This window comes from Curvibacter sp. Hmag1.1 (assembly GCF_059769165.1).
Genome location: NZ_JBMBGX010000002.1, coordinates 635325 through 653737, shown reverse-complemented (window position 1 = coordinate 653737; position 18413 = coordinate 635325). Strand labels below are relative to the sequence as shown.

The 18413-nt window shown below is 62.0% G+C and carries 18 protein-coding genes; 8 read left to right on the top strand and 10 right to left on the bottom strand.

Going from position 1 to position 18413, the window contains the following annotated elements; translation table 11 throughout:
* The gene (locus tag ACOAP0_RS03510) at positions 1-486 is read left to right on the top strand and encodes a DUF1178 family protein (RefSeq protein WP_498375567.1); all 486 of its coding nucleotides are present in this window, start codon (positions 1-3) and stop codon (positions 484-486) included.
* 29 nt (positions 487-515) lie between these two features.
* Here ACOAP0_RS03510 and ACOAP0_RS03505 read toward each other — a convergent pair whose 3' ends face one another.
* The 4 genes from ACOAP0_RS03505 to ACOAP0_RS03490 form a co-directional block, all read right to left on the bottom strand.
* Complete coding sequence (locus ACOAP0_RS03505) at positions 516-1844, bottom strand: Glu/Leu/Phe/Val family dehydrogenase (RefSeq protein WP_498375568.1); 1329 nt, start codon at positions 1842-1844, stop codon at positions 516-518.
* Between the two features lie 103 nt (positions 1845-1947).
* Positions 1948-2349 (bottom strand): hypothetical protein, encoded by a 402-nt coding sequence (locus ACOAP0_RS03500; RefSeq protein ID WP_498375569.1) that lies wholly within the window; start codon positions 2347-2349, stop codon positions 1948-1950.
* Positions 2350-2367: 18 nt separating this feature from the next.
* Positions 2368-2565: a hypothetical protein gene (locus ACOAP0_RS03495; RefSeq protein WP_498375570.1), complete on the bottom strand. Its 198-nt coding sequence runs from the start codon at positions 2563-2565 to the stop codon at positions 2368-2370.
* 105 nt (positions 2566-2670) lie between these two features.
* Positions 2671-4449 (bottom strand): ABC transporter transmembrane domain-containing protein, encoded by a 1779-nt coding sequence (locus ACOAP0_RS03490; protein WP_498375571.1) that lies wholly within the window; start codon positions 4447-4449, stop codon positions 2671-2673.
* A 184-nt stretch (positions 4450-4633) separates the two neighbouring features.
* Here ACOAP0_RS03490 and ACOAP0_RS03485 point away from each other — a divergent pair, with 184 nt between their 5' ends.
* Positions 4634-5464 (top strand): alpha/beta fold hydrolase, encoded by an 831-nt coding sequence (locus ACOAP0_RS03485; protein ID WP_498375572.1) that lies wholly within the window; start codon positions 4634-4636, stop codon positions 5462-5464.
* Between the two features lie 2 nt (positions 5465-5466).
* On the opposite strand, the gene ACOAP0_RS03480 is transcribed toward ACOAP0_RS03485, so the two are convergent.
* The 4 genes from ACOAP0_RS03480 to ACOAP0_RS03465 form a co-directional block, all read right to left on the bottom strand.
* Complete coding sequence (locus tag ACOAP0_RS03480) at positions 5467-6588, bottom strand: lipocalin-like domain-containing protein (RefSeq protein ID WP_498375573.1); 1122 nt, start codon at positions 6586-6588, stop codon at positions 5467-5469.
* A 13-nt stretch (positions 6589-6601) separates the two neighbouring features.
* Positions 6602-7549 (bottom strand): M48 family metalloprotease, encoded by a 948-nt coding sequence (locus tag ACOAP0_RS03475; RefSeq protein WP_498375574.1) that lies wholly within the window; start codon positions 7547-7549, stop codon positions 6602-6604.
* Entirely contained in the window at positions 7549-8139 is a 591-nt protein-coding gene (locus tag ACOAP0_RS03470; protein ID WP_498375575.1) for an SH3 domain-containing protein, read from the bottom strand. Before ACOAP0_RS03470 ends, ACOAP0_RS03475 begins: the two co-directional genes overlap by 1 nt.
* A gap of 63 nt (positions 8140-8202) precedes the next feature.
* On the bottom strand, positions 8203-9204 hold the full coding sequence (locus ACOAP0_RS03465) for a LysR substrate-binding domain-containing protein (protein WP_481872967.1): 1002 nt from the start codon (positions 9202-9204) through the stop codon (positions 8203-8205).
* A gap of 128 nt (positions 9205-9332) precedes the next feature.
* Here ACOAP0_RS03465 and ACOAP0_RS03460 point away from each other — a divergent pair, with 128 nt between their 5' ends.
* Positions 9333-9899 (top strand): DUF2917 domain-containing protein, encoded by a 567-nt coding sequence (locus tag ACOAP0_RS03460; RefSeq protein WP_498375576.1) that lies wholly within the window; start codon positions 9333-9335, stop codon positions 9897-9899.
* A gap of 22 nt (positions 9900-9921) precedes the next feature.
* Here the strand turns inward: ACOAP0_RS03460 and gntR are convergent, their stop codons facing one another.
* On the bottom strand, positions 9922-10944 hold the full coding sequence (gene gntR, locus ACOAP0_RS03455; protein WP_087494508.1) for an HTH-type transcriptional regulator GntR: 1023 nt from the start codon (positions 10942-10944) through the stop codon (positions 9922-9924).
* A 180-nt stretch (positions 10945-11124) separates the two neighbouring features.
* Here gntR and ACOAP0_RS03450 point away from each other — a divergent pair, with 180 nt between their 5' ends.
* From ACOAP0_RS03450 to ACOAP0_RS03435, 4 genes are read left to right on the top strand one after another with little or no spacing between them, the layout of a single operon-like run.
* The gene (locus ACOAP0_RS03450; RefSeq protein WP_313867158.1) at positions 11125-11631 is read left to right on the top strand and encodes a gluconokinase; all 507 of its coding nucleotides are present in this window, start codon (positions 11125-11127) and stop codon (positions 11629-11631) included.
* Positions 11628-12146 (top strand): TRAP transporter small permease, encoded by a 519-nt coding sequence (locus ACOAP0_RS03445; RefSeq protein ID WP_087494507.1) that lies wholly within the window; start codon positions 11628-11630, stop codon positions 12144-12146. The genes ACOAP0_RS03450 and ACOAP0_RS03445 overlap by 4 nt, the downstream gene beginning before the upstream one ends.
* A 4-nt stretch (positions 12147-12150) precedes the next feature.
* On the top strand, positions 12151-13443 hold the full coding sequence (locus tag ACOAP0_RS03440; RefSeq protein ID WP_087494506.1) for a TRAP transporter large permease: 1293 nt from the start codon (positions 12151-12153) through the stop codon (positions 13441-13443).
* A 48-nt stretch (positions 13444-13491) separates the two neighbouring features.
* Positions 13492-14523, top strand: coding sequence for a TRAP transporter substrate-binding protein (locus ACOAP0_RS03435; RefSeq protein WP_087494505.1), 1032 nt, complete (start codon positions 13492-13494; stop codon positions 14521-14523).
* A 28-nt stretch (positions 14524-14551) separates the two neighbouring features.
* Here the strand turns inward: ACOAP0_RS03435 and ACOAP0_RS03430 are convergent, their stop codons facing one another.
* Positions 14552-17215, bottom strand: a complete 2664-nt coding sequence (locus ACOAP0_RS03430) for an ABC transporter permease (RefSeq protein WP_498391314.1) — start codon at positions 17213-17215, stop codon at positions 14552-14554.
* Between the two features lie 84 nt (positions 17216-17299).
* On the opposite strand from ACOAP0_RS03430, the gene ACOAP0_RS03425 reads away from it, so the two are divergent.
* Entirely contained in the window at positions 17300-18412 is a 1113-nt protein-coding gene (locus ACOAP0_RS03425) for a saccharopine dehydrogenase family protein (RefSeq protein ID WP_498375577.1), read from the top strand.
* The last annotated feature ends 1 nt before the right edge of the window (position 18413 follow it).

The following is an 18413-nucleotide window of genomic DNA, read 5'->3' as shown; positions in this document are numbered from 1 at the left end:
ATGAAAGTGCTGGACTTGCAATGTTCCGCCGGACACACGTTTGAAGGGTGGTTTGGCTCGGAGCAAGATTTTGTGTCCCAGGTGCAGCGCGCACTGGTTCAGTGTCCCCTGTGTGGTGATGCCGCAGTTCAAAAGAAGCTCAGTGCCCCGAGACTGAATCTCTCCGGAGTCAAGGCTCCGGCAGTGTCACACCCGCCACCTCCACCTGTTGCGGATGCTGTGAGCGAGGGCGGCCCCGCTCTGAATCCAGAGTTACAAAATGCGCTGCATCAAGCATGGGTTCATATGGCCAAGCAGGTGCTGGCCAATACCGAGGATGTGGGTGACCGGTTCGCCGACGAAGCCCGGCGCATCCATTACGGTGAGGTCGAAGAGCGCGGCATTCGTGGCAAGACTACGCCCACCGAAGCGCGTGAATTGATGGAGGAGGGCATTGATCTGGTGGCCCTCCCCATTCCTGAACACCTGAAAAAGCCGCTGCAGTAAGTTTTCCCGCAACGGCTTCTTTGCGCTTATCAGGGGTACAGACCGCGCAATTCGCGGGCGTGCAGAATTCGCTTGCACGCGACAATGAACGTCGCGGTGCGCAAGCTCACCTTGTAGTCCAGGGCCACCTCCCATACGGCTGCAAACGCATCTTTCATGATGCGCACCAGGCGTGCATTGATTTCATCCTCACTCCAGAAGAAGCTGGAGAAATCCTGCACCCACTCGAAATAGCTGACCGTCACCCCCCCGGCGTTGGCAATCACATCCGGTACCACCAGAATATTGCGCTCCTGGAGAATGTCGTCTGCCGCAGGCGTCGTAGGGCCATTCGCACCTTCGATGATCAGTTTGGCCTGGATGCGATTGGCATTGGCTGCTGTGATCTGTTGCTCCAGGGCGGCAGGGATCAGGATTTCGCATGGAATATCCCAAAACGCGTTCGCATCCAAAGCCTCTGCACCGGCAAAGCCGCCTACCGTACCGTGACGGGAAACGTGGGTTAACAGGGCCGGCACATCAATCCCCGCTTCGCGATAGACCGTGCCGCCATGGTCTTGAACGACAACCACCTTGGCACCGGCTTGTGCGAACAGTTTGGCCGCAATGCCGCCCACGTTGCCGAAGCCTTGCACAGCCACACGTGCCGTACTGATATCCATCCCGAGATGGCGCGCCGCTTCTACACCCACGGTGTACACACCGCGTCCGGTGGCTTCCCGGCGACCTAGCGAGCCGCCCAGATCAATCGGTTTGCCGGTCACCACGCCCGTTGCGGTGGCGCCTTCGTTCATGGAGTAGGTGTCCATCATCCACGCCATGATCTGCTCATTGGTGTTCACGTCCGGAGCGGGAATGTCTTTGGACGGTCCGATGATGATGCCGATCTCGCTGGTGTAGCGGCGGGTCAGGCGTTCCAGTTCTCCCATGGACAGAGTCTTGGGATCGACACGGATGCCGCCCTTGGCGCCGCCGTAGGGCACGTTGACTGCTGCGTTCTTCACCGACATCCAGGCCGACAGGGCCATGACTTCAGACAACGTGACATCCTGATGGAAACGTACGCCACCTTTGCCGGGTCCGCGGGAAGTATTGTGCTGAACGCGATAGCCTTCAAAGTGGGCCACGGTGCCATTGTCCAGCTGGATGGGTACGTCAACGATCAGCGCACGTTTGGGGCGCTTGAGCGTCTCTGCCCAACGGGCGAGGTGTCCCAGGTAAGGTGTAACGCGATCAACCTGCTGGAGGTAGATGCCCCAAGGACCGAGGTGATCGGCCTGAAGGTAGGAAGGCAGCGCATGGGTAGTGGCTGCGGGTTGCACGGGAAGCGTCGGGTGGACGCCGGGGTGTTGCGACATGAATGCTCCTTATGGTTGTCGTCAAGGCCCGCAATGTAGGCCTGCTCCGACGACCTGTCCAAGGCCGCTTCATATGCAAACTATGCAAAAAATTAATAGATTGTCAAATGCTCAGGTTGACGATGCGACCGGTGGGCTCTCCCAAGGTGTTGATAAATGGCCGCCCATTGAGGCTGGACTTGAGTGCATTCCCACTGGCGGCAAACTTCGCAGAGGTAGCCGCATACATCCGTACCAAAAAATCCTGGGTGGCCGGCGCTACGGCCGAACGTGCGGCGCGCAGCTGGCCCATGTACGTGGTGTCTTCCAGTGCAGTGCGGGTGCTGAGCTCGCGCACGTTTTCCCTTTTTGCCTGCACTTCCTGCTCAGCTTGCTCTGTCTGCTGCTGCAACGCCTCCACCTTGGTTTCGGCGTTTTCAGCCTCGCGCTTGGCCTGCTCCAAGCGCGCCTTGCTCAGCATAGCCTGTAGCGACGGTGTTGCGCTGGTAGTTGCAGTTATCGCCATGGCGCGAGGAAAGGGGTGTCAGGCGCTTACATTGAGGCGGGTGCCGATGACCTGCCCTTGGCCATTGACGACTGGTTTGCGTTCCGCCTCTTGTGGCTTGGCGGGCTTCTGCTCGCGGGCTGCTGCCTCACGTACGGCTTCGCGTTGGATAGCCTCGGTTCGCTTGGCAGCTTGCACCTGTTCGGGTTGCTGCACTTTGGCGCGGGTAATTTCCATACGGGCCTCCTGGGTCAGAAAGCCCGATTTTAGGAGGTGTATGCCCCGTTGATCAACCGAATAAAGGAGGGCGCTTCATGCTAAGCATGCGCACCCGCCCGAGGTTCAGGCGTTGAATTGCAGCGCTGCCAGTCCTGCATACACGCCCCCACGGGCCACCAATTCGGCATGCGTGCCTTGTTCGACCAGCACGCCGTGGTCCAGCACCACGATCAGGTCCGCCTTTTGCACCGTAGCCAAGCGGTGGGCAATGACAAGGGTGGTGCGGTCGCGCATGGCGCTTTCCAATGCGGCTTGCACCATGCGTTCACTCTCTGCGTCCAGCGCACTGGTGGCCTCGTCCAGCAACAGCAGGGGAGGGTTCTTCAGCATCGCGCGGGCAATGGCAATGCGCTGGCGCTGACCACCTGACAGGCGCACCCCTCGCTCACCCAGGAAGGTGTCGTATCCCTCAGGCAATGCTTCAATAAACTCGTGCGCAAAGGCAGCATGCGCGGCGGCCTTCACCTCGGCATCGCTAGCGTCAGGCTTGCCGTAACGTATGTTCTCCATCGCAGAGCTGGAAAAAATGACCGCATCCTGCGGCACGATGCCCACGCGTTGTCGCAAAGCGTCAAGTGCTTGCGAACGCGTCTCCACGCCATCCAAGGCGATGCTGCCGCTTTGCGGGTCGTAGTAACGCAGCAGCAGCTGGAACACTGTGCTCTTGCCGGCACCGCTTGGGCCCACGATGGCCACGGTCTGGCCGGGCTTCACATCAAGGCTGAAGTTCTGCAATGCCTGCTGGTGCGGGCGCGAGGGGTAGTGAAAATTGATTGCTTCAAATTTGATAGCGCTTCCCGCAGAAGGCATGAGCGCCAGAACAGGATTTGATGGTGAAGTAATCGGCGACTGGGTCCCTAGAAGTTCCATGAGCCGCTCTGTCGCACCCGCGGCACGCAGCAGGTCGCCATAGACCTCGCCCAGCACGGCGAAAGCACTGGCCAGAATGATCACGTACACCACCGTCTGTCCCAAGTGCCCCGCAGTGATGCGCCCTTCGGCTACCGCTTGCGTGCCCTGGTACAAGCCCCACAACAAAGCTGCGGAAGTGGCAATGATGATGAAAGCCACCAGGCCCGAGCGCATCAAGCTACGCTTGGTGGCAGTGGCAAAAGCGTTGTCGGTAGATGCCACAAAGCGCCCGGTTTCACGGCCCTCTGCGGTATAGCTTTGCACCACGGGGATGGCGTTAAGCACCTCAGCGGCAATCGCGCTGGAGTCTGCCACGCGGTCCTGCGACGCGCGGGAGAGCTTGCGCACCCTCCGGCCGAACCACAAGCTGGGCAGCACGATGAGTACCAACACCACCAAGACCTGCAACATGACCACCGGGTTGGTCCACACCAGCACTCCTAGCGCGCCTATGCCCATGACCGCATTGCGCAAGCCCATGGACAAGGAAGACCCCACTACGGTTTGCACCAGGGTGGTGTCGGCCGACAAGCGGGAGAGCACTTCGCCGGTCTGGGTGGTCTCAAAAAACTCGAGGCTTTGCTTGAGTACGTGGCCGTAGACCGCGTTGCGCAGATCGGCCGTCACGCGCTCCCCCAGCCAGCTCACCATGTAGAAGCGCGCCGCCGAAAACAGGCCCAGGGCCACCGCTACCCCGAACAGGGCTGCAAAGTGGCCACGCAGCGCCATCATCTGTGCGCCCTTGTCGGTCTGCACCAGGCCACCGTCGATCAGGCTGCGCAGAGCCACCGGAAACGCCAGCGTCGCACCGGCCGCCAGCACCAGAAACACCAGTGCCATGCCAATGCGGGCCCGGTATGGCCGCAAAAAAGGCAGCAAGCCGGAGAGCGATTTGGGGTTGGTCGATTTGGGGCGGTCGGAGGAGCTCATGGAGATTCAGGTGAGGGTGGGAGGCGCGGCTGCAAGGCGGGGCGAAAAAATAAAGAATATGCGTGCTTGGCGCCCGTAAGTATTGCGCAAGTAGCTATTGGTTTTATAGCGCCTGATTTTCGGTTTGTTTCACTTTGTTGCATAACTGCCGAGGTAAGCTCTAGGAAAAAATGCAGGAGGACAGATGGCATCCCAGGAAATGCAAGTTAACGGCATCACCGTACACATCGAAGGTCAGGGGCTGCGTACCGTGCTGATGCTGCATGGCTGGCCTGACACTTTGCGTGTCTGGGACGGCACGGTACAGGCCCTGCAGGCCCACCACCGCTGTGTGCGCTTGACCTTGCCGGGATTTGGTACCGCCGAAGGTGCGGCACCTACACCCACGGTGGACGAGATGGTGGCCTCGTTGCTAGCAGTTATCAACGCCGTCAGCCCCGGCGAGCCTGTGACACTGCTGCTGCACGACTGGGGTTGTATCTTCGGCTATGAACTGGCCATGCGCCATCCGGAGCGGGTGGCTGCCATCGTGGCGGTGGACATCGGTGATTACAACGCAGGTGCTTTTCTGGCGTCGCTGTCAGTCCGACAAAAGCTTTTTGTCGCCAGTTACCAGCTCTGGTTGGCGACAGCATGGGGCCTTGGTCGCTATGTTCATGGCGGCTTGGCCGACCGCATGACCCGCTTTATGGCGCGGACCATGCGCTGCCCTGTGCCTCCCGATCAGCTGCGCTGGACCATGAATTTTCCCTATGCCATGAGCTGGTTCGGCCTGCGCGGCGGGCTCAAAACGGGTCCGGTGAAACCCACGTGTCCGGTGCTGTACGTATTCGGGGAGCGCAAGCCCTTTATGTTCCACTCACCACGCTGGGTGCACACCCTGCGTGCCTCGGAGGATGGTGCGGCGCACGCACTGCGTTGCGGTCACTGGGTCATGCTGGACCAGCCTGAGGCCTTCCATGCCTTGCTATTGCGTTGGCTGGCAGGACGCGAGCGCCGCAAATCCAGCCGCTGAGCCTACAGTTTCAAAGTGGCGGCGTAACCCGTCATTTCCAGGTAGCCGCGGCCGACCAAACGGTTGTTACTGTCCCACACCTCGCTCAGGCCTTCCCAGTAAATGGCTCCGGTGGAGCCCCGGCTGTCAAGCTCCTGGTTGTCCAACACAGCCCTCACGGTGTAGTAGTCCGCCGGCGTACGCACCATCCACTCCACCGGATAGCTGGCCTGGCTGAGAGGGCTGGTCCAGCGCCTCAGCGGCTTGAACATTACTTCTCCACGTGTGAATCCAAAGCGCTGTCCGCTCCCGCTGCGAAACGACCCGCCATCCCACATCGCGTTGCCTGCCTGGTCCCTGAGTTGAAAGGCGGTGAGTGCACTTCCGTCAAAGAGGTTGATGCCTATCCAATCCCAGCCTACCGCCTGCGGGTGCAGCACTTCCTGGCTCCACTCGTGGTCCATCCAGGCGACGCTACCGCTTTGCAGCGTGTGGGCCTGGCCCTGCACTCGGATGCTGCCGCTGGTTTGCAACTGCGGCTGGCTGTAGTAGTAGCTGGCTTGTTTCTCTTCCGGGCCCTTGCGGGACAGCCCGTCCACCCCTTGCAGGAGAACAGGCTGGGTAGCCTGAAAGCGGAGTTGGATCGCAAAGTCTTTGCCCGCAATGTCCGCCTGCAAATCAGTCCCGGTGCGTCTAAGGCTCCAGTTGCGCAGGGTCACGTTGGTGTCTGTGCTGCTGGCGTGCGCCGTGTCGGCCGGGTTGGTGCCCGGCGCGTCGCCGGACCATCGAGCAATGCGCTGGTCGTGCCAGAGTTTTTTGCCGTCCACATCGGTCACCGCCGCATGGGCAAACAGCAGTTGCCGTGCGGCGAGTCGCGACTGCATGCCTTGGGTCGCGTCCACCCGGCTGCGAAAGAAAGTGACCTGAAAGCCCAGAAGGCGCGGCTTGTCTTTGGCGTCGCCTGGAGTGCCCGGCACCTGAGCCACCCCGGTCACGTACCACCACTCCGTCTTGAAGTCGTTGTGGCTGCCGGCGTCCCGCGGAAAGCGCAGAGTGGTGCGCGGCAATGCCTGCGCCGCAGGCAACAGGCCAGCCAACGCAGGTGCCAGCAGCAGTTGCCGACGACCCAATCCGGGGTGCTTCATGCGGCCTGCCGCTTTACCGCCCCACACCGCGCGCCAAACGCTGGGCGATGGTGAGCGAGGGCTTGCCGGAATAGGCATCCAGACGCTGCCCCATGGCCAGTTCCAGTTGGTCCAGGCGCACCTGGGTGGGCGGGTGGGTGCTGAGCTGCAGGCTGAACATTGGGTTGTCCGGTGCAGCGGTTCGCAGTCCCTGCAAGACGGCCACCAAACCATAAGGATCAAAGCCTGCGCGCGCAGCCAATGCGACGCCCACGCGGTCGGCTTCGAGTTCGTCACTCTGGTCCAGGCCTTTGGAATACATGTCTTTGCCCAACATCAACAGCTGCTCGTGCAACGCACCATTGGTTCGCTCACTGAGGCGGGCAGCGATGAGGCTGGTCAGCAAACCTGCCTGGGCACTTTTGCGCATGGCTTTAAGGTGGTGCTTGCCCACCACGTGCTGGATTTCATGCGCAAGAATGCCGGCCAGTTCCGACTCGTCGTTCAGGGCGTCCACCAGTCCTTTGGTCACAAACACATAGCCCCCGGGAGCCGCGAAGGCATTGAAGCCCGCGTCGTCCAGTACCCCGAAAGTCCAAGGCAGGTCCGGCCGGGCAGATTGCAGGGCAATCCAGCGACCCAGCCGGTTCACGTAGCGTTGCAACGCCAAGTTGGGTAGCAGTGGTTTCGCGCCAAGCAAAACAGCAGCCAGTTGCTTGCCCATTTCGATTTCTTTGGCTTCGTCAATCTGCTCGATGGATTGGCTGAACAGACTTGCAAGATCCCCTGAGTTGGTCGCTACTGAGTGTTGGGCCCCCGTTGCAGGGGCAGGTGCCGCAGTGCCTTGCTTCAGCAGGTTTTGAAACAGATTGCCCAGCGCCTTTCCGGGCTCCTCAGCATGTACAGCAGGCAGGGCACAAAGTAACGAAAGAGCCGCCACGCCGAGCGCGCGCGCGATGGTGCCGTAGTGAGTCGTGCGCATCAGTTGTTGCTCTCCATACGACGGCCTGCAGGACCTGCCGGTGGTGTCGGCGGAGCGGGGACTGGCAAGGGTTCTACCGCTTGCACCTGCAAGGCAGCGCTGTCCGCAAATCGTCTGGCTTGGGTGGCGTCCTGGCGCTGGCCTTCCAGCTGTGCCAGCGCCGCCGTGTTGGGCTGTGCGTTGGCAATATCTTCTGCGCCCAATCCCCGGATACCTACGGTGGTCGAGGCGGTGCTGTTGTGGGACTGCGCGCTACCGCGGTTGAAAAAGTTGGTCAGCCCCCGTAGCGCGCCCGTTGCAGTGGCGGCCACGCTGCTTTGTTCGGAAGGGCTGCTCACATCAAACAAATGCATCCAACCGGTGGTGCCATTGGCCGTGCGTACTTGCACATAGGGGCCTTGGCGTACCGGCAGGCGTGTGAGTGGGGTTTGTGCAGGCAGGCTGGCCAAAGTGCCCGCTGTATCTGCGGGCGCATCCCGCAAGGTGCTGGGCCGCTTGGTGATCAGTGCGTCGTTCTGCGCCAGGGTCGGGAATGCGATTGCACCGGCCAAGGCCAGTAGCAAAGCGCGTACGAGTGTGATGTGTGACATGGAAAGCATTGTCAGGGATGCGTTGCTGCACCGCAATCCGCGGTTGATTCCTTTTGCTAGCCCTTAGTCCGGGTGCGCCTGGGTTTCGGGGTCCGGTACCTCGCCGATGGCTTTGCGCGTAACAGCGGCTTGGGCCAGCAGCCAGTCGCAGAAGGCCTGAATTTCCGGGCGGCTGCTGTTGCGAGCGCCGACCAAAAGCCAATAGACCATGGGCGTGTCAATGCGGCCGCCGGGCAGTACCTCCACCAAGTCGCCACTCGCCAGGCTGTCCGCCACCAGCGGCATGCGTGCCAGCGCGATGCCTTGGCCGGTCAGTGCGGCCTGAGCGATCTGGTGCGCGTAGTTGAAATACATCCAGCGCTTGGGTTCCAGCCGGGGTTGTTGGTTGAGCTCCAGCCAACGCCTCCAAGTGAGCCACTCCAGGTTTTGCACGCGGTGGGTGTCGCTGGCCTCCAACAGGGCAAAGCGGGCCAGGTCTGCAGCCTTGCGCAGCGGGGCGCCGCTTTTGAGTAACCATGGGCTGGCTACCGGGGTGAGCTGCTCGCCGAACAGGCGCACTGCGTCGGAGTTCACCCCGCCGGGCTGGGTGTAGCGGATGGCGAGGTCCACATCGCTGGTGTCCAGATCCACGGGGTTGTCCGTGGCGTCGATGCGGATGTCGATGTCGGGATATTCCGCCTGAAAGGCCTCCAGGCGCGGGATCAGCCACATGGAGGCGAACGAGGCCCAGGTCGAAATGGCCACACTTTTACGCCCCGCGGTGCGCCGGATTTGCCGCACGGCGGAGTCGATGCGCTCCAGGGAAGGCACTGCTGCACGCAACAATTGCCCCCCCGCACCGGTGAGCTCCACGGCCCTCGTGTGGCGCAAAAAGAGGGGTACCCCCACCTCATCCTCCAGTGCCTGGATCTGCCGGCTCACAGCACTCTGCGTGAGGGCCAATTCCTCGGCAGCCGCCCTGAAATTCAGGTGTCGGGCCACGGCTTCCAGTGCGCGCAGGTGGCCGACAGCGATCGGGCGGGTACGCAGGCGGATCTCGGTATTCGGGGCGATGGCATCAGACATGGCGGGAGGCTCGCAAAATGCAATTCATGCGTAAATGGAATGAATAGCATAGCCCGATTTCATTGGACGGGGAATGCGGGGCGGGAGGATCATCCGTTTGCCCATCCACACTTTTCAAGGAGTTTTCCATGTCATCGCAAAGCCCGTCTTCCTCTTCCTCGCTGCAAGAATTCGTGTCTGCCTCCCTGTCCGGCGTGAACCTCGCCGCACCGGCAGCACCCGGTGTGGATGTCGCGATGGGCAAGGTGGCGCTCTGCGAGAACACCCGCTGGACTCTGCCGCAAGGCCGCGCGGTGACCCTGAAGCCCCGCACCGCCGGCGTGCTGCGCGTCATCAGTGGTCGCGCCTGGGCGACGCTGGACGTGTCGCGCAACACACCGGTTACAGAGACCGGTGACCACTTTGTGGCGCTGGGCCATGATCTGCAACTGCGTGCCGGGCAGCGCGTGGTGGTGGAAGCTTGGGCCTACAAAGGGCAGGATGGCATTCAGCTGCAATGGGTGCCAGCGCCGGAAAATTGCGCGGCCAGCCGTTGGCAAGTGGCCGTCGTGGACCCGGTGTGTGACATCGGTCATGGCATGGCTTTGGTAGCTCGTGCCATGTGGCGACTGGTGGCAGGTTTGGCCGGTTATGCCGAATATCTGACGGCAGGCCGCGGCCGGGTGTTGCGCGGTTTGGAGTCCAACGCTCCCTGAGCGCTTGCGACTCCGGTGCGCTTCAGGTGCTTTGCCGTACCTGGAGCGCGTAGCCCAGGTTCACCGCTTCGCTGGGCACGGTATCGCCCTGCATCAGTCGGATCAGCATTTGCGCAGCTGCATGGCCGATTTCGGCACGCGGGGTGCGCACGGTGGTGAGTGGCGGCACCATCTGGTCACTGCCGGTCAGGTCATTGAAGCCGGCAATGGCCACACGCTGCGGGACTGCAACGCCCGTACGCATGGCCGCCAGCAAAGCGCCTTGTGCCAGGTCGTCGTTACAGAAGAATATGGCGTCCACCGGTGGCGTCTGCCCCATGATCTGCTCAAACATGCGAGCCCCCAAGCCCAACGAAGAGGGGGCTGGGTTGAGCCACTCCAGTACTTCGTCATACAGACCGGCCTCTTGCAAGGCACTGCGCCAGCCCTGCAGGCGTTGCAGGGTCCGCGGGTCCAGCTGGGCCGCGGCAAAGGCAATGCGCCGGTAACCCTTGCTTATCAGGTGGCGGGCCATGTCGCGGCCTGCATCCATTTGCGAAAAGCCTACGCAATGGGCGCCTTGCGGGGCCTCGGTGGTCATCAGGTGGACGCAGGGCACCCCGCTTTGTGCGATCAACTGTCGGGTGGTGTCATGGCGCTCCAGTCCGGTCACGATCAGGCCGGCTGGGCGGTGCAGCAGCTGCTCGCGCAACAAACTTTCTTCTTCACTGGGGTCGTAGTGGGTAATACCGATCAGGGTTTGAAAACCGGCTTGCCTGAGCGTTTGCTGCAATGCCTCCAGCAAGTCCACAAACAAGGCGTTGGACAGCATGGGGATGAGCACAGCCACATGGCTGCTCTGGCCTGAGGCCAGGGCGCGCGCGGCAGGGTTGGGCACATATCCCAGCGTGTCTGCTGCAGCGCGCACTTTGGCCACCAGGTCGGGCGCCACCGCGCGCTCCCCCCGCAATGCGCGCGACACGGTGATGGGGCTGACGCCGGCCAACTGCGCCACATCGGACAGGGTGACGCGGCCTGTGGCGCGCGGCCGGAGAGGGTTGTTCATGGCCTAGGGAAACTACTGAATGGGTTTTTGAAATCTTCTCATAGGATAGCGCTATCCGAAAGCGATGGATCAGGGTAGTAACCCGCATCGTTCTAAGTAGCGGCACTTTGCGCATGTATTTGTGGAATGCCGCCATTTTTTGAAGACTATTGGATAGCGCTATCCAAAAAAATGGAAGCTATGAAATCAATTGTGATCATGGGGGTGGCCGGGTGCGGCAAGTCCAGCGTCGGTGCCCGGGTGGCAGCGGCGACCGGCATGCCGTTGGTGGAAGGGGACGACCACCACAGCCCGGCCAACCGCAGCAAGATGCAGCAGGGCATTGCGTTAACGGATGCCGACCGCGAAGGCTGGCTCGCCACCTTGAGCGAGCAAATCCGCCTGCATCCGCAGGGTGCGGTGGTGACCTGCTCTGCGCTCAAGCGCACGTACCGTGACCGGCTGCGCGCGGCAGCACCCGATTTGCTGTTTGCATTTCTCGAGATCAGTCGAACGGATGCCCAAGCCCGCGTGACCGCCCGGGCAGCCAGCCACTTTTTCTCTACCAGCCTGGTGGACAACCAATTTGCCACCTTGCAGTCCCCCACCGGTGAAGCCGGTGTGTTGACCCTGAACGCCATGCAGCCCTTGGACGACTTGCAGGCTGCCGTGACTGCATGGCTCGCAACCTACGAGGAAACTTTATGAGTGCCCCCCATACGCCGGACACACCGGTCCGCAACAGCGGCTTTGTCCGTACCACCAACGTGCTGATGGCGATCTGCCTGGGTGTTATGGCTTTGGCGGTGTTCGTCAACGTCGTATTGCGTTATGGCTTTGGCAGTGGGGTGGCTGCGAGTGAAGAGTTGTCGCGCCTGCTGTTTGTCTGGATGGTGTTCATTGGTGCCACGGCGGCCTACCCGGCCGGTGAACACATGGCATTCACCAGCCTTTTGGCAGCATTGCAAAAACGACCCAAAGCACTGGCCTTTATGACCCTGTTGATTCGTCTGTTGGTGTTGCTGGCTTGCGGGTTGTTGGGCCGTGGTGCCTGGCAGCAGGTGGTGGTCGGGATGGACAGCACCTCGGTCGTGCTGGGCTATCCGAATGCATTGCTTCCCCTGCCCGCGCTTTTGTGCTCCTTGTCCATCGGCGCCATGGCGCTGTGGGAGTTGATTCAACGTGCCCCGCTGGACCTGGGCCACACCGCCGACGTGGAGTAAGGCCATGAGCAACGAAGGACTCTCATTTATTGTTTTCTCCGTAGGCATGCTGGCCCTCATGGGTATCGGCATGAACATGGGCTTGGCGCTGGTACTGACTGGTGCCGGCATGGCTTGGGTGCTGGATTTCTGGGACACCCAGTTGCTCGCGCAAAACCTGGTGGCGGGGGTGGATAGCTTCCCCCTGTTGGCGGTGCCTTTTTTCATTCTGGCTGGCGAGCTGATGAACAGTGGCGGCATCAGCCGGCGCATCATCACCATGGCCCAAGCCTGGGTGGGGCATATCCGCGGTGGCTTGGGCTTTGTTGCCATCGGTGCGGCGGTCATGATGGCCAGCATGAGTGGCTCGGCCTTGGCCGACACCGCAGCACTCGCCACCATCCTGATGCCCATGATGCGCCAGCAGGGTTACCCCATGCACACCTCTGCGGGGCTGTTAGCGTCGGGCGGCATCATCGCGCCCATCATTCCGCCCAGCATGCCGTTTGTGATTTATGGTGTGACTACCAACACGTCCATCTCGGCCTTGTTCCTCTCCGGCATCGTGCCAGGTTTGATCATGGGCGCGGGATTGATCGTGGCCTGGAAGCTGGTGCTGCGCAACATCGAGTTGCCCGAAGGGCAGCCGCTGCCCATGCGTGAACGCCTGCAGGCCACGCTGAAAGCCTTCTGGGCCATGCTGATGCCCGTCATCATCATCGGCGGCATGAAGTCGGGTGTGTTTACGCCCACCGAAGCTGCCGTCGTGGCGGCGTTTTATGCCCTCGTGGTGGCCTTGTTGGTTCACCGCGAAATGAAGGTCGCAGAGGTTTACGGGGTGCTGGTCCGGGCTGCCAAGACCACTGCCATCGTGATGTTCTTGTGCGCAGGGGCTCAGGTGGCCAGCTACATGATCACCCTGGCGGATTTGCCCAGTGTGCTCTCCGGCTGGTTGGGCCCCTTGGTGGAGAGCCCGCGCCTGTTGATGCTGGTGATGATGTTGGTGTTGATCCTCGTGGGTACCGCGCTGGACTTGACGCCCACCATCCTGATTTTTGCGCCGGTGATGTTGCCCATCGCCGTCAAGGCCGGTATTGACCCCGTGTACTTCGGGCTGATGTTCGTGCTCAACGGCGCCATCGGGCTGATTACACCGCCCGTGGGCACGGTGCTCAACGTGGTGGCCGGGGTAGGGCGTTTGCCGCTGCACCGCGTGGTGCAGGGTGTGAATCCGTTCCTGATCACCTACACGCTGATTTTGTTTCTCTTCGTGCTTTTCCCGCAGATCGTGACCGCGCCGGTGGCGTGGATGCGCTAAGCGTTTTTCCCTTTCGCAACACAACAACACTTACTCTGGAGACATACCATGAAAGCTTCCCCCCAACTGTTCCGTCGCGCCGTTCTGGCCGTGGCTGGTGCTGCTGTATTCAGTGCCGCGCTGCCTGCATTGGCCCAAGACATCAAGCCCCGCCTGATTCGCTTTGGCTACGGCCTCAATGAGCAGAGCAACCAGGGCCGCGCTGCCAAGGTGTTTGCCGAGGCCGTGGAGAAAGCGTCCGGCGGCAAGATGAAGGTTCGCACCATCGGTGCCGCCGCTCTCGGACCCGACGTCCAGATGCAAAACTCCCTGATCGGGGGCGCGCAGGAAATGATGGTCGGGTCAACCGCCACCCTGGTGGGCATCACCAAGGAAATGGCACTGTGGGACACCCCTTTCCTGATCAGCAACGCCAAGGAAGCGGACGCACTGCTGGATGGCCCGGTCGGCGACAAGATCCGCAATAAGCTCCAGGACAAAGGCCTGGTCGGTCTGGCCTATTGGGAAAATGGTTTCCGTAACCTGACCAACAGCAAACGCGCCATCAACAAGGTGGAAGACCTGGAAGGCATCAAGTTGCGTGTGATGCAGAACAACGTCTTCCTCAACAGCTTCAAGACGCTGGGTGCCAACGCCGTACCCATGGCCTTCTCAGAGCTCTTCAGCGCACTGGAAACCAACACGGTAGACGGCCAGGAAAACCCCTTCAACACCATCTTGTCGAGCAAGTTCTACGAGGTGCAGAAGTACGTGACCGTGACCAACCACGTCTACAGCCCCTGGATCGTTCTGGTGAGCAAAAAGTGGTGGGATCAGTTGTCCAAGGATGAGCAAAAAATCCTGAGTGATGCTGCCAAACTGAGCCGCGACTTCGAGCGCAAAGACACCCGCGAGGAAGCCGCCAAGGCCGTGGCTGACTTGAAGGCCAAGGGCATGCAGATCAACGAGTTGTCGCCCGCCGAGTCTGCCCGTATGCGCGACAAGCTCACCCGTGTGTACGCCTCCATTGGCGCAGATATCGGCATGGATCTGTGGAATGAAGCGCAGGCCGAGCTGGTGAAAATCCGCGCCAAAAAGTAAGTGTTGTCAGTGGGCGGTGAAGGCCGGCTTACCAGTCTTCCTTCACCGCCATCACTGCGTCCCGCCCGGCAGCAGCGCGACCGGACAACCAGGCGGTCAGCGTCCCCGCCGCAATCACGGCAGCTCCCAGCGCTGCCAGCCGGCCCCTAGGCAGGGCTAGCTCCATGGTCCAGTGGAAGCTCTGCGGGTTGACCACATGCACCAACACCACGGCGACTGCCAGGCCCAGCGCGATGCCGGCCAATGCGCCCAATGATGTCCACGCAGCGCCCTCCATGGCCACCACCCGCAGAATCTGCCGACGCGTGAGCCCCAGGTGCACCAGCAGCCCGAACTCCTTGCGCCGTGCCAGCACCTGCGCACTGAAGCTGGCCGCCACCCCGAAGAGCCCGATGGCAATGGCCACAGCCTGCAGCCAGTAAGTGACTGCAAAACTGCGGTCAAAAATCTTCAAGCTGGTCGCGCGTATCTCGCGGGCGGAGCCGAATTCCAGCAGCCTGCCGGCCTCGCCACCGGGCGTGCCGGCTAGGCGGTCGGCCAGGCTGCGCATGGCGCTCTGCAGGGCCTCGGGGGACGCGCCTTCCTCCAGCCAGAACGCCATGTCATTGACCCGCGTGTCCCGGGTCCAACGCAAGTAATCCGCGCGGTCCAGGGTAATAGTGCCGCTCTGGCGTGCATAGTCCCGCCAGACGCCTGCTACAAAAAAAGGAGCTGCTTGCGCATATTCCGCGGGCGCCAGGGCCTGATTTGGCTTGAAGGCCAGAGACAGGGCCGGGAAAGGTTCCCCCACCCTGGCGCCGTACAAATCCACCATCGCCTCACTCACATAAATGGCGATGCTCCCCTGTGGGACCTTGGCTACGTCTCCCACCAAGGGCAGATTCAGCTGGCTACTCTGCGGGTCCCGCAAGGGGCGGGCAATCAGCGCTACGGCAGGTTTGGCCGAGTCCAGGGAAAGGTTCAGGATGCGTTGGTTGGTGGCGCGTGCCACTCCGGGCAGGGCGCCGGCTTGGTCCACAAAGGCGGGGTCCAGGTACGCGGTGTCCAGCGCGGTGCTGCTGGTGGCGGTGCGCAGGTACAGGTCAGCGGGCAGCACCTGGTCCAGCCAGTCCATCACCGAGCCGCGAAAGCTGGCCACCATCACGGTAAGGGCCACGGCCAGGCTCAGGGCCGCGACAACGCCACTCACGGCAACCGCCGCACTCTCGCGCACGCGCCGGGCGCGCTCTACGGCCAGCTGAGGCAACAGCTGGCGTGTCAGAAGCGGTGCCACGCGGTTGAGCACCACGCCCACGAGCGCAGGCAGGCTCATAATGCCGCCCAGCAGCAGGGCCGCCACACTCAGGTAGGCGGCCAGCGGCATATCCCACACCGGGGGCAAGAGGGCTAGCAGACCGCCCGCCGCCAGCAACGTCGCGCCCCAACGCACACCGCTGCCACCGCCTTGGCTGTGCCCCAATCCCTTCAGGGTTTGGGCGGGTGGCAAGGCTTGGGCCAGTCGGGCAGGGCCCCATGCGCCGAGCAAAGCTGCGGCAGTGCCCAGTGCCCCAAATACCAGCGCAGCCCAAGGGCTCCATTGCAAGGCTGGTGTGGCGCCGCTGAAGTAACCGCCACCCAAGTCGCCACCCAACAAGCGCAGGGCCAGGGCCGCTAATGCAGTGCCCAGCAGCAGACCGAGCGCGCTGCCGAAGGCGCCCAAAGCAGCGGCTTCCCACAACACCAATTGCAGACGTTGCCGACCGGTCAGGCCCAGCACCGCCAGCAAAGCAAACTGCTGCGAGCGCCGCGTCACGCTCAAGGCGAGCACCGAAAACACCAGAAAGCCGCCGGTAAACAAGGCCACCAGCGCCAGCACCGTCAGGTTCACCCGATAGGCGCGTGAGAGATTGCTGACCCGGGTGACCGCATCGCCAGGCTCGCGCAGTGTGGCACCTGCCGGCCAATCGGCCTCGCTTTGCAGCCGTTGCACCAAAGCCTTGCGGTCAACCCCGGCGCGCAGACGCAGGTCGACCCGCGTTATGCGTTCTCCCAGGCCGAAAAGGTCTTGCACAGCCGCAATATCCATCACGGCCAGCGCTCCGCCGCCCGCCGCCACGCTGCCCGCCACCCGCACCGCTTGCATGCGCAAGCCAATCTGCAACTGCAGCGTGTTGCCACCTAGGGACTGGCGTGCCAGCGGATTCAAAAAAACGGTATCGGGCGCGAAGAAGGACAGTCTGTCTGTGCCTTCGGCCTTGTCCGGCCGCGGCAGCAAGTCCGGGGCCATGGCTGCCACTTGCAGAGGGTCTATGCCGATCACCCGCAGCAGCGTGCGCTTGGGCTCGGCGCTGGAGTTGGTACTTGTGGTGGACGAGGCGGGCAGGGCGTACGTGCTGATTTCCAGCACCGGTGAGGCCAGCGCAATGTCCGGATCGCGCTGCAAGCGGCCCCATAGTTCAAGAGGCACGCCCTCGGTGCTGTTGGCGCTGCGCAGCTCCAGGTCAGGCTGGCCGCCCACCGAGCGCACTGCCTGCGAAAACTCGTCCAAGGCAGAGGCGTTGATCAGGTGCACCGAAAACGCCAGCGCGACCCCCAGCATCACCGACACCACCGCTGCCGCATTGCGCCAAGGATGCTGGCGCAGCTCCTGCCAGGAGAAGCTGCAAAGTAGGGGCCACAAGGGCCCGGCGGGGCGCCGGAAGTTCTGGAACATGGGGCGATTGTGCAATTTCACCGATACCGCAGGCTCTATAGTGGAGATCGGACAGTTGCCAACAACAAAGCACAGGGAGCGGGCATGCGGGTCATGGTTTTGGGCGGGTACGGGAATTTCGGCGCACGTATTTGCCGGGCATTGGCGGGGTCACCCTCCATAGAGCTGCTGGTTGCCGGCAGGGACGGGCTCTCGGCACAAAATTTTGCGGAAACCATACCCGCACGGGACCGTGCCCGTGGTGTGGCGGTGGATATGCACAGTCCCGATTTCTCACGGGTCTTGGTCGATTTGAACGTTGAATTGCTGATTCACACCGCAGGCCCCTTTCAGGGTCAGCATTACTCGGTGGCGCGTGCTTGTGGGCAAGCCGGCGCACACTACATCGATCTGGCGGACGGGCGGCGTTTTGTGTGCGATTTCGCACCGGCCTTGGACGCGGAATTCAAAGTGCTAGACCGCGTAGCCATCTGTGGCGCCAGCACAGTGCCTGCGTTGTCGTCAGCCGTGGTGAATGCACTCTGTGGCGGATGGCAAGCTATAGAGACCATCGACATTTGCATCGCTCCCGCCCAGACCGCTCCACGGGGCGTGGCCACCATGCGGGCGGTGCTCGGCTATTGCGGGGAAGCGATTCAGGTCTGGCGCAACGGACAGTGGCAGTCGCTCACCGGTTGGGGCGATCCGCAGCCTGTAGAAATACGCGGCTTGAAGGCCCGCCTTGGTTCGCCCTGTGATATCCCGGACCTGGAGCTATTTCCTTCGCACTACGCCGTGCGCAATCGTGTCGAATTCCGTGCGGCCGTAGAAGTGACCTTGGCGCAGAGAGTATTTGCCGCCATGGCTTGGCTGCGTCGGCATCGGGTGTTTCCCAATCCCGCTGTTCTTGCCGGGGCCCTGAACGCGGGTGCAAAGTGTTTTGACCCCTTTGGCTCGGCGTTGGGTGGGATGGTCGTCCGGGTTTCCGGGACGGGTGTGGATGGCAACTCCCTGAAACGGTCCTGGCACATTGCAGCGGACCATGACCATGGGCCGGAAATTCCTTGCTTGGCCGCCATTCTGCTGGCCCGGAAACTGGCTTCAGGTCAGCGCTTCACGGCGGGGGCTTACCCTGCCATGGGCCTTTTGGCCTTGGATGAATTCAGCCCAGAGTTTGCAAAATGGGGCATGGTGACTCAGGTCGTAGAGGAGCGTTGAG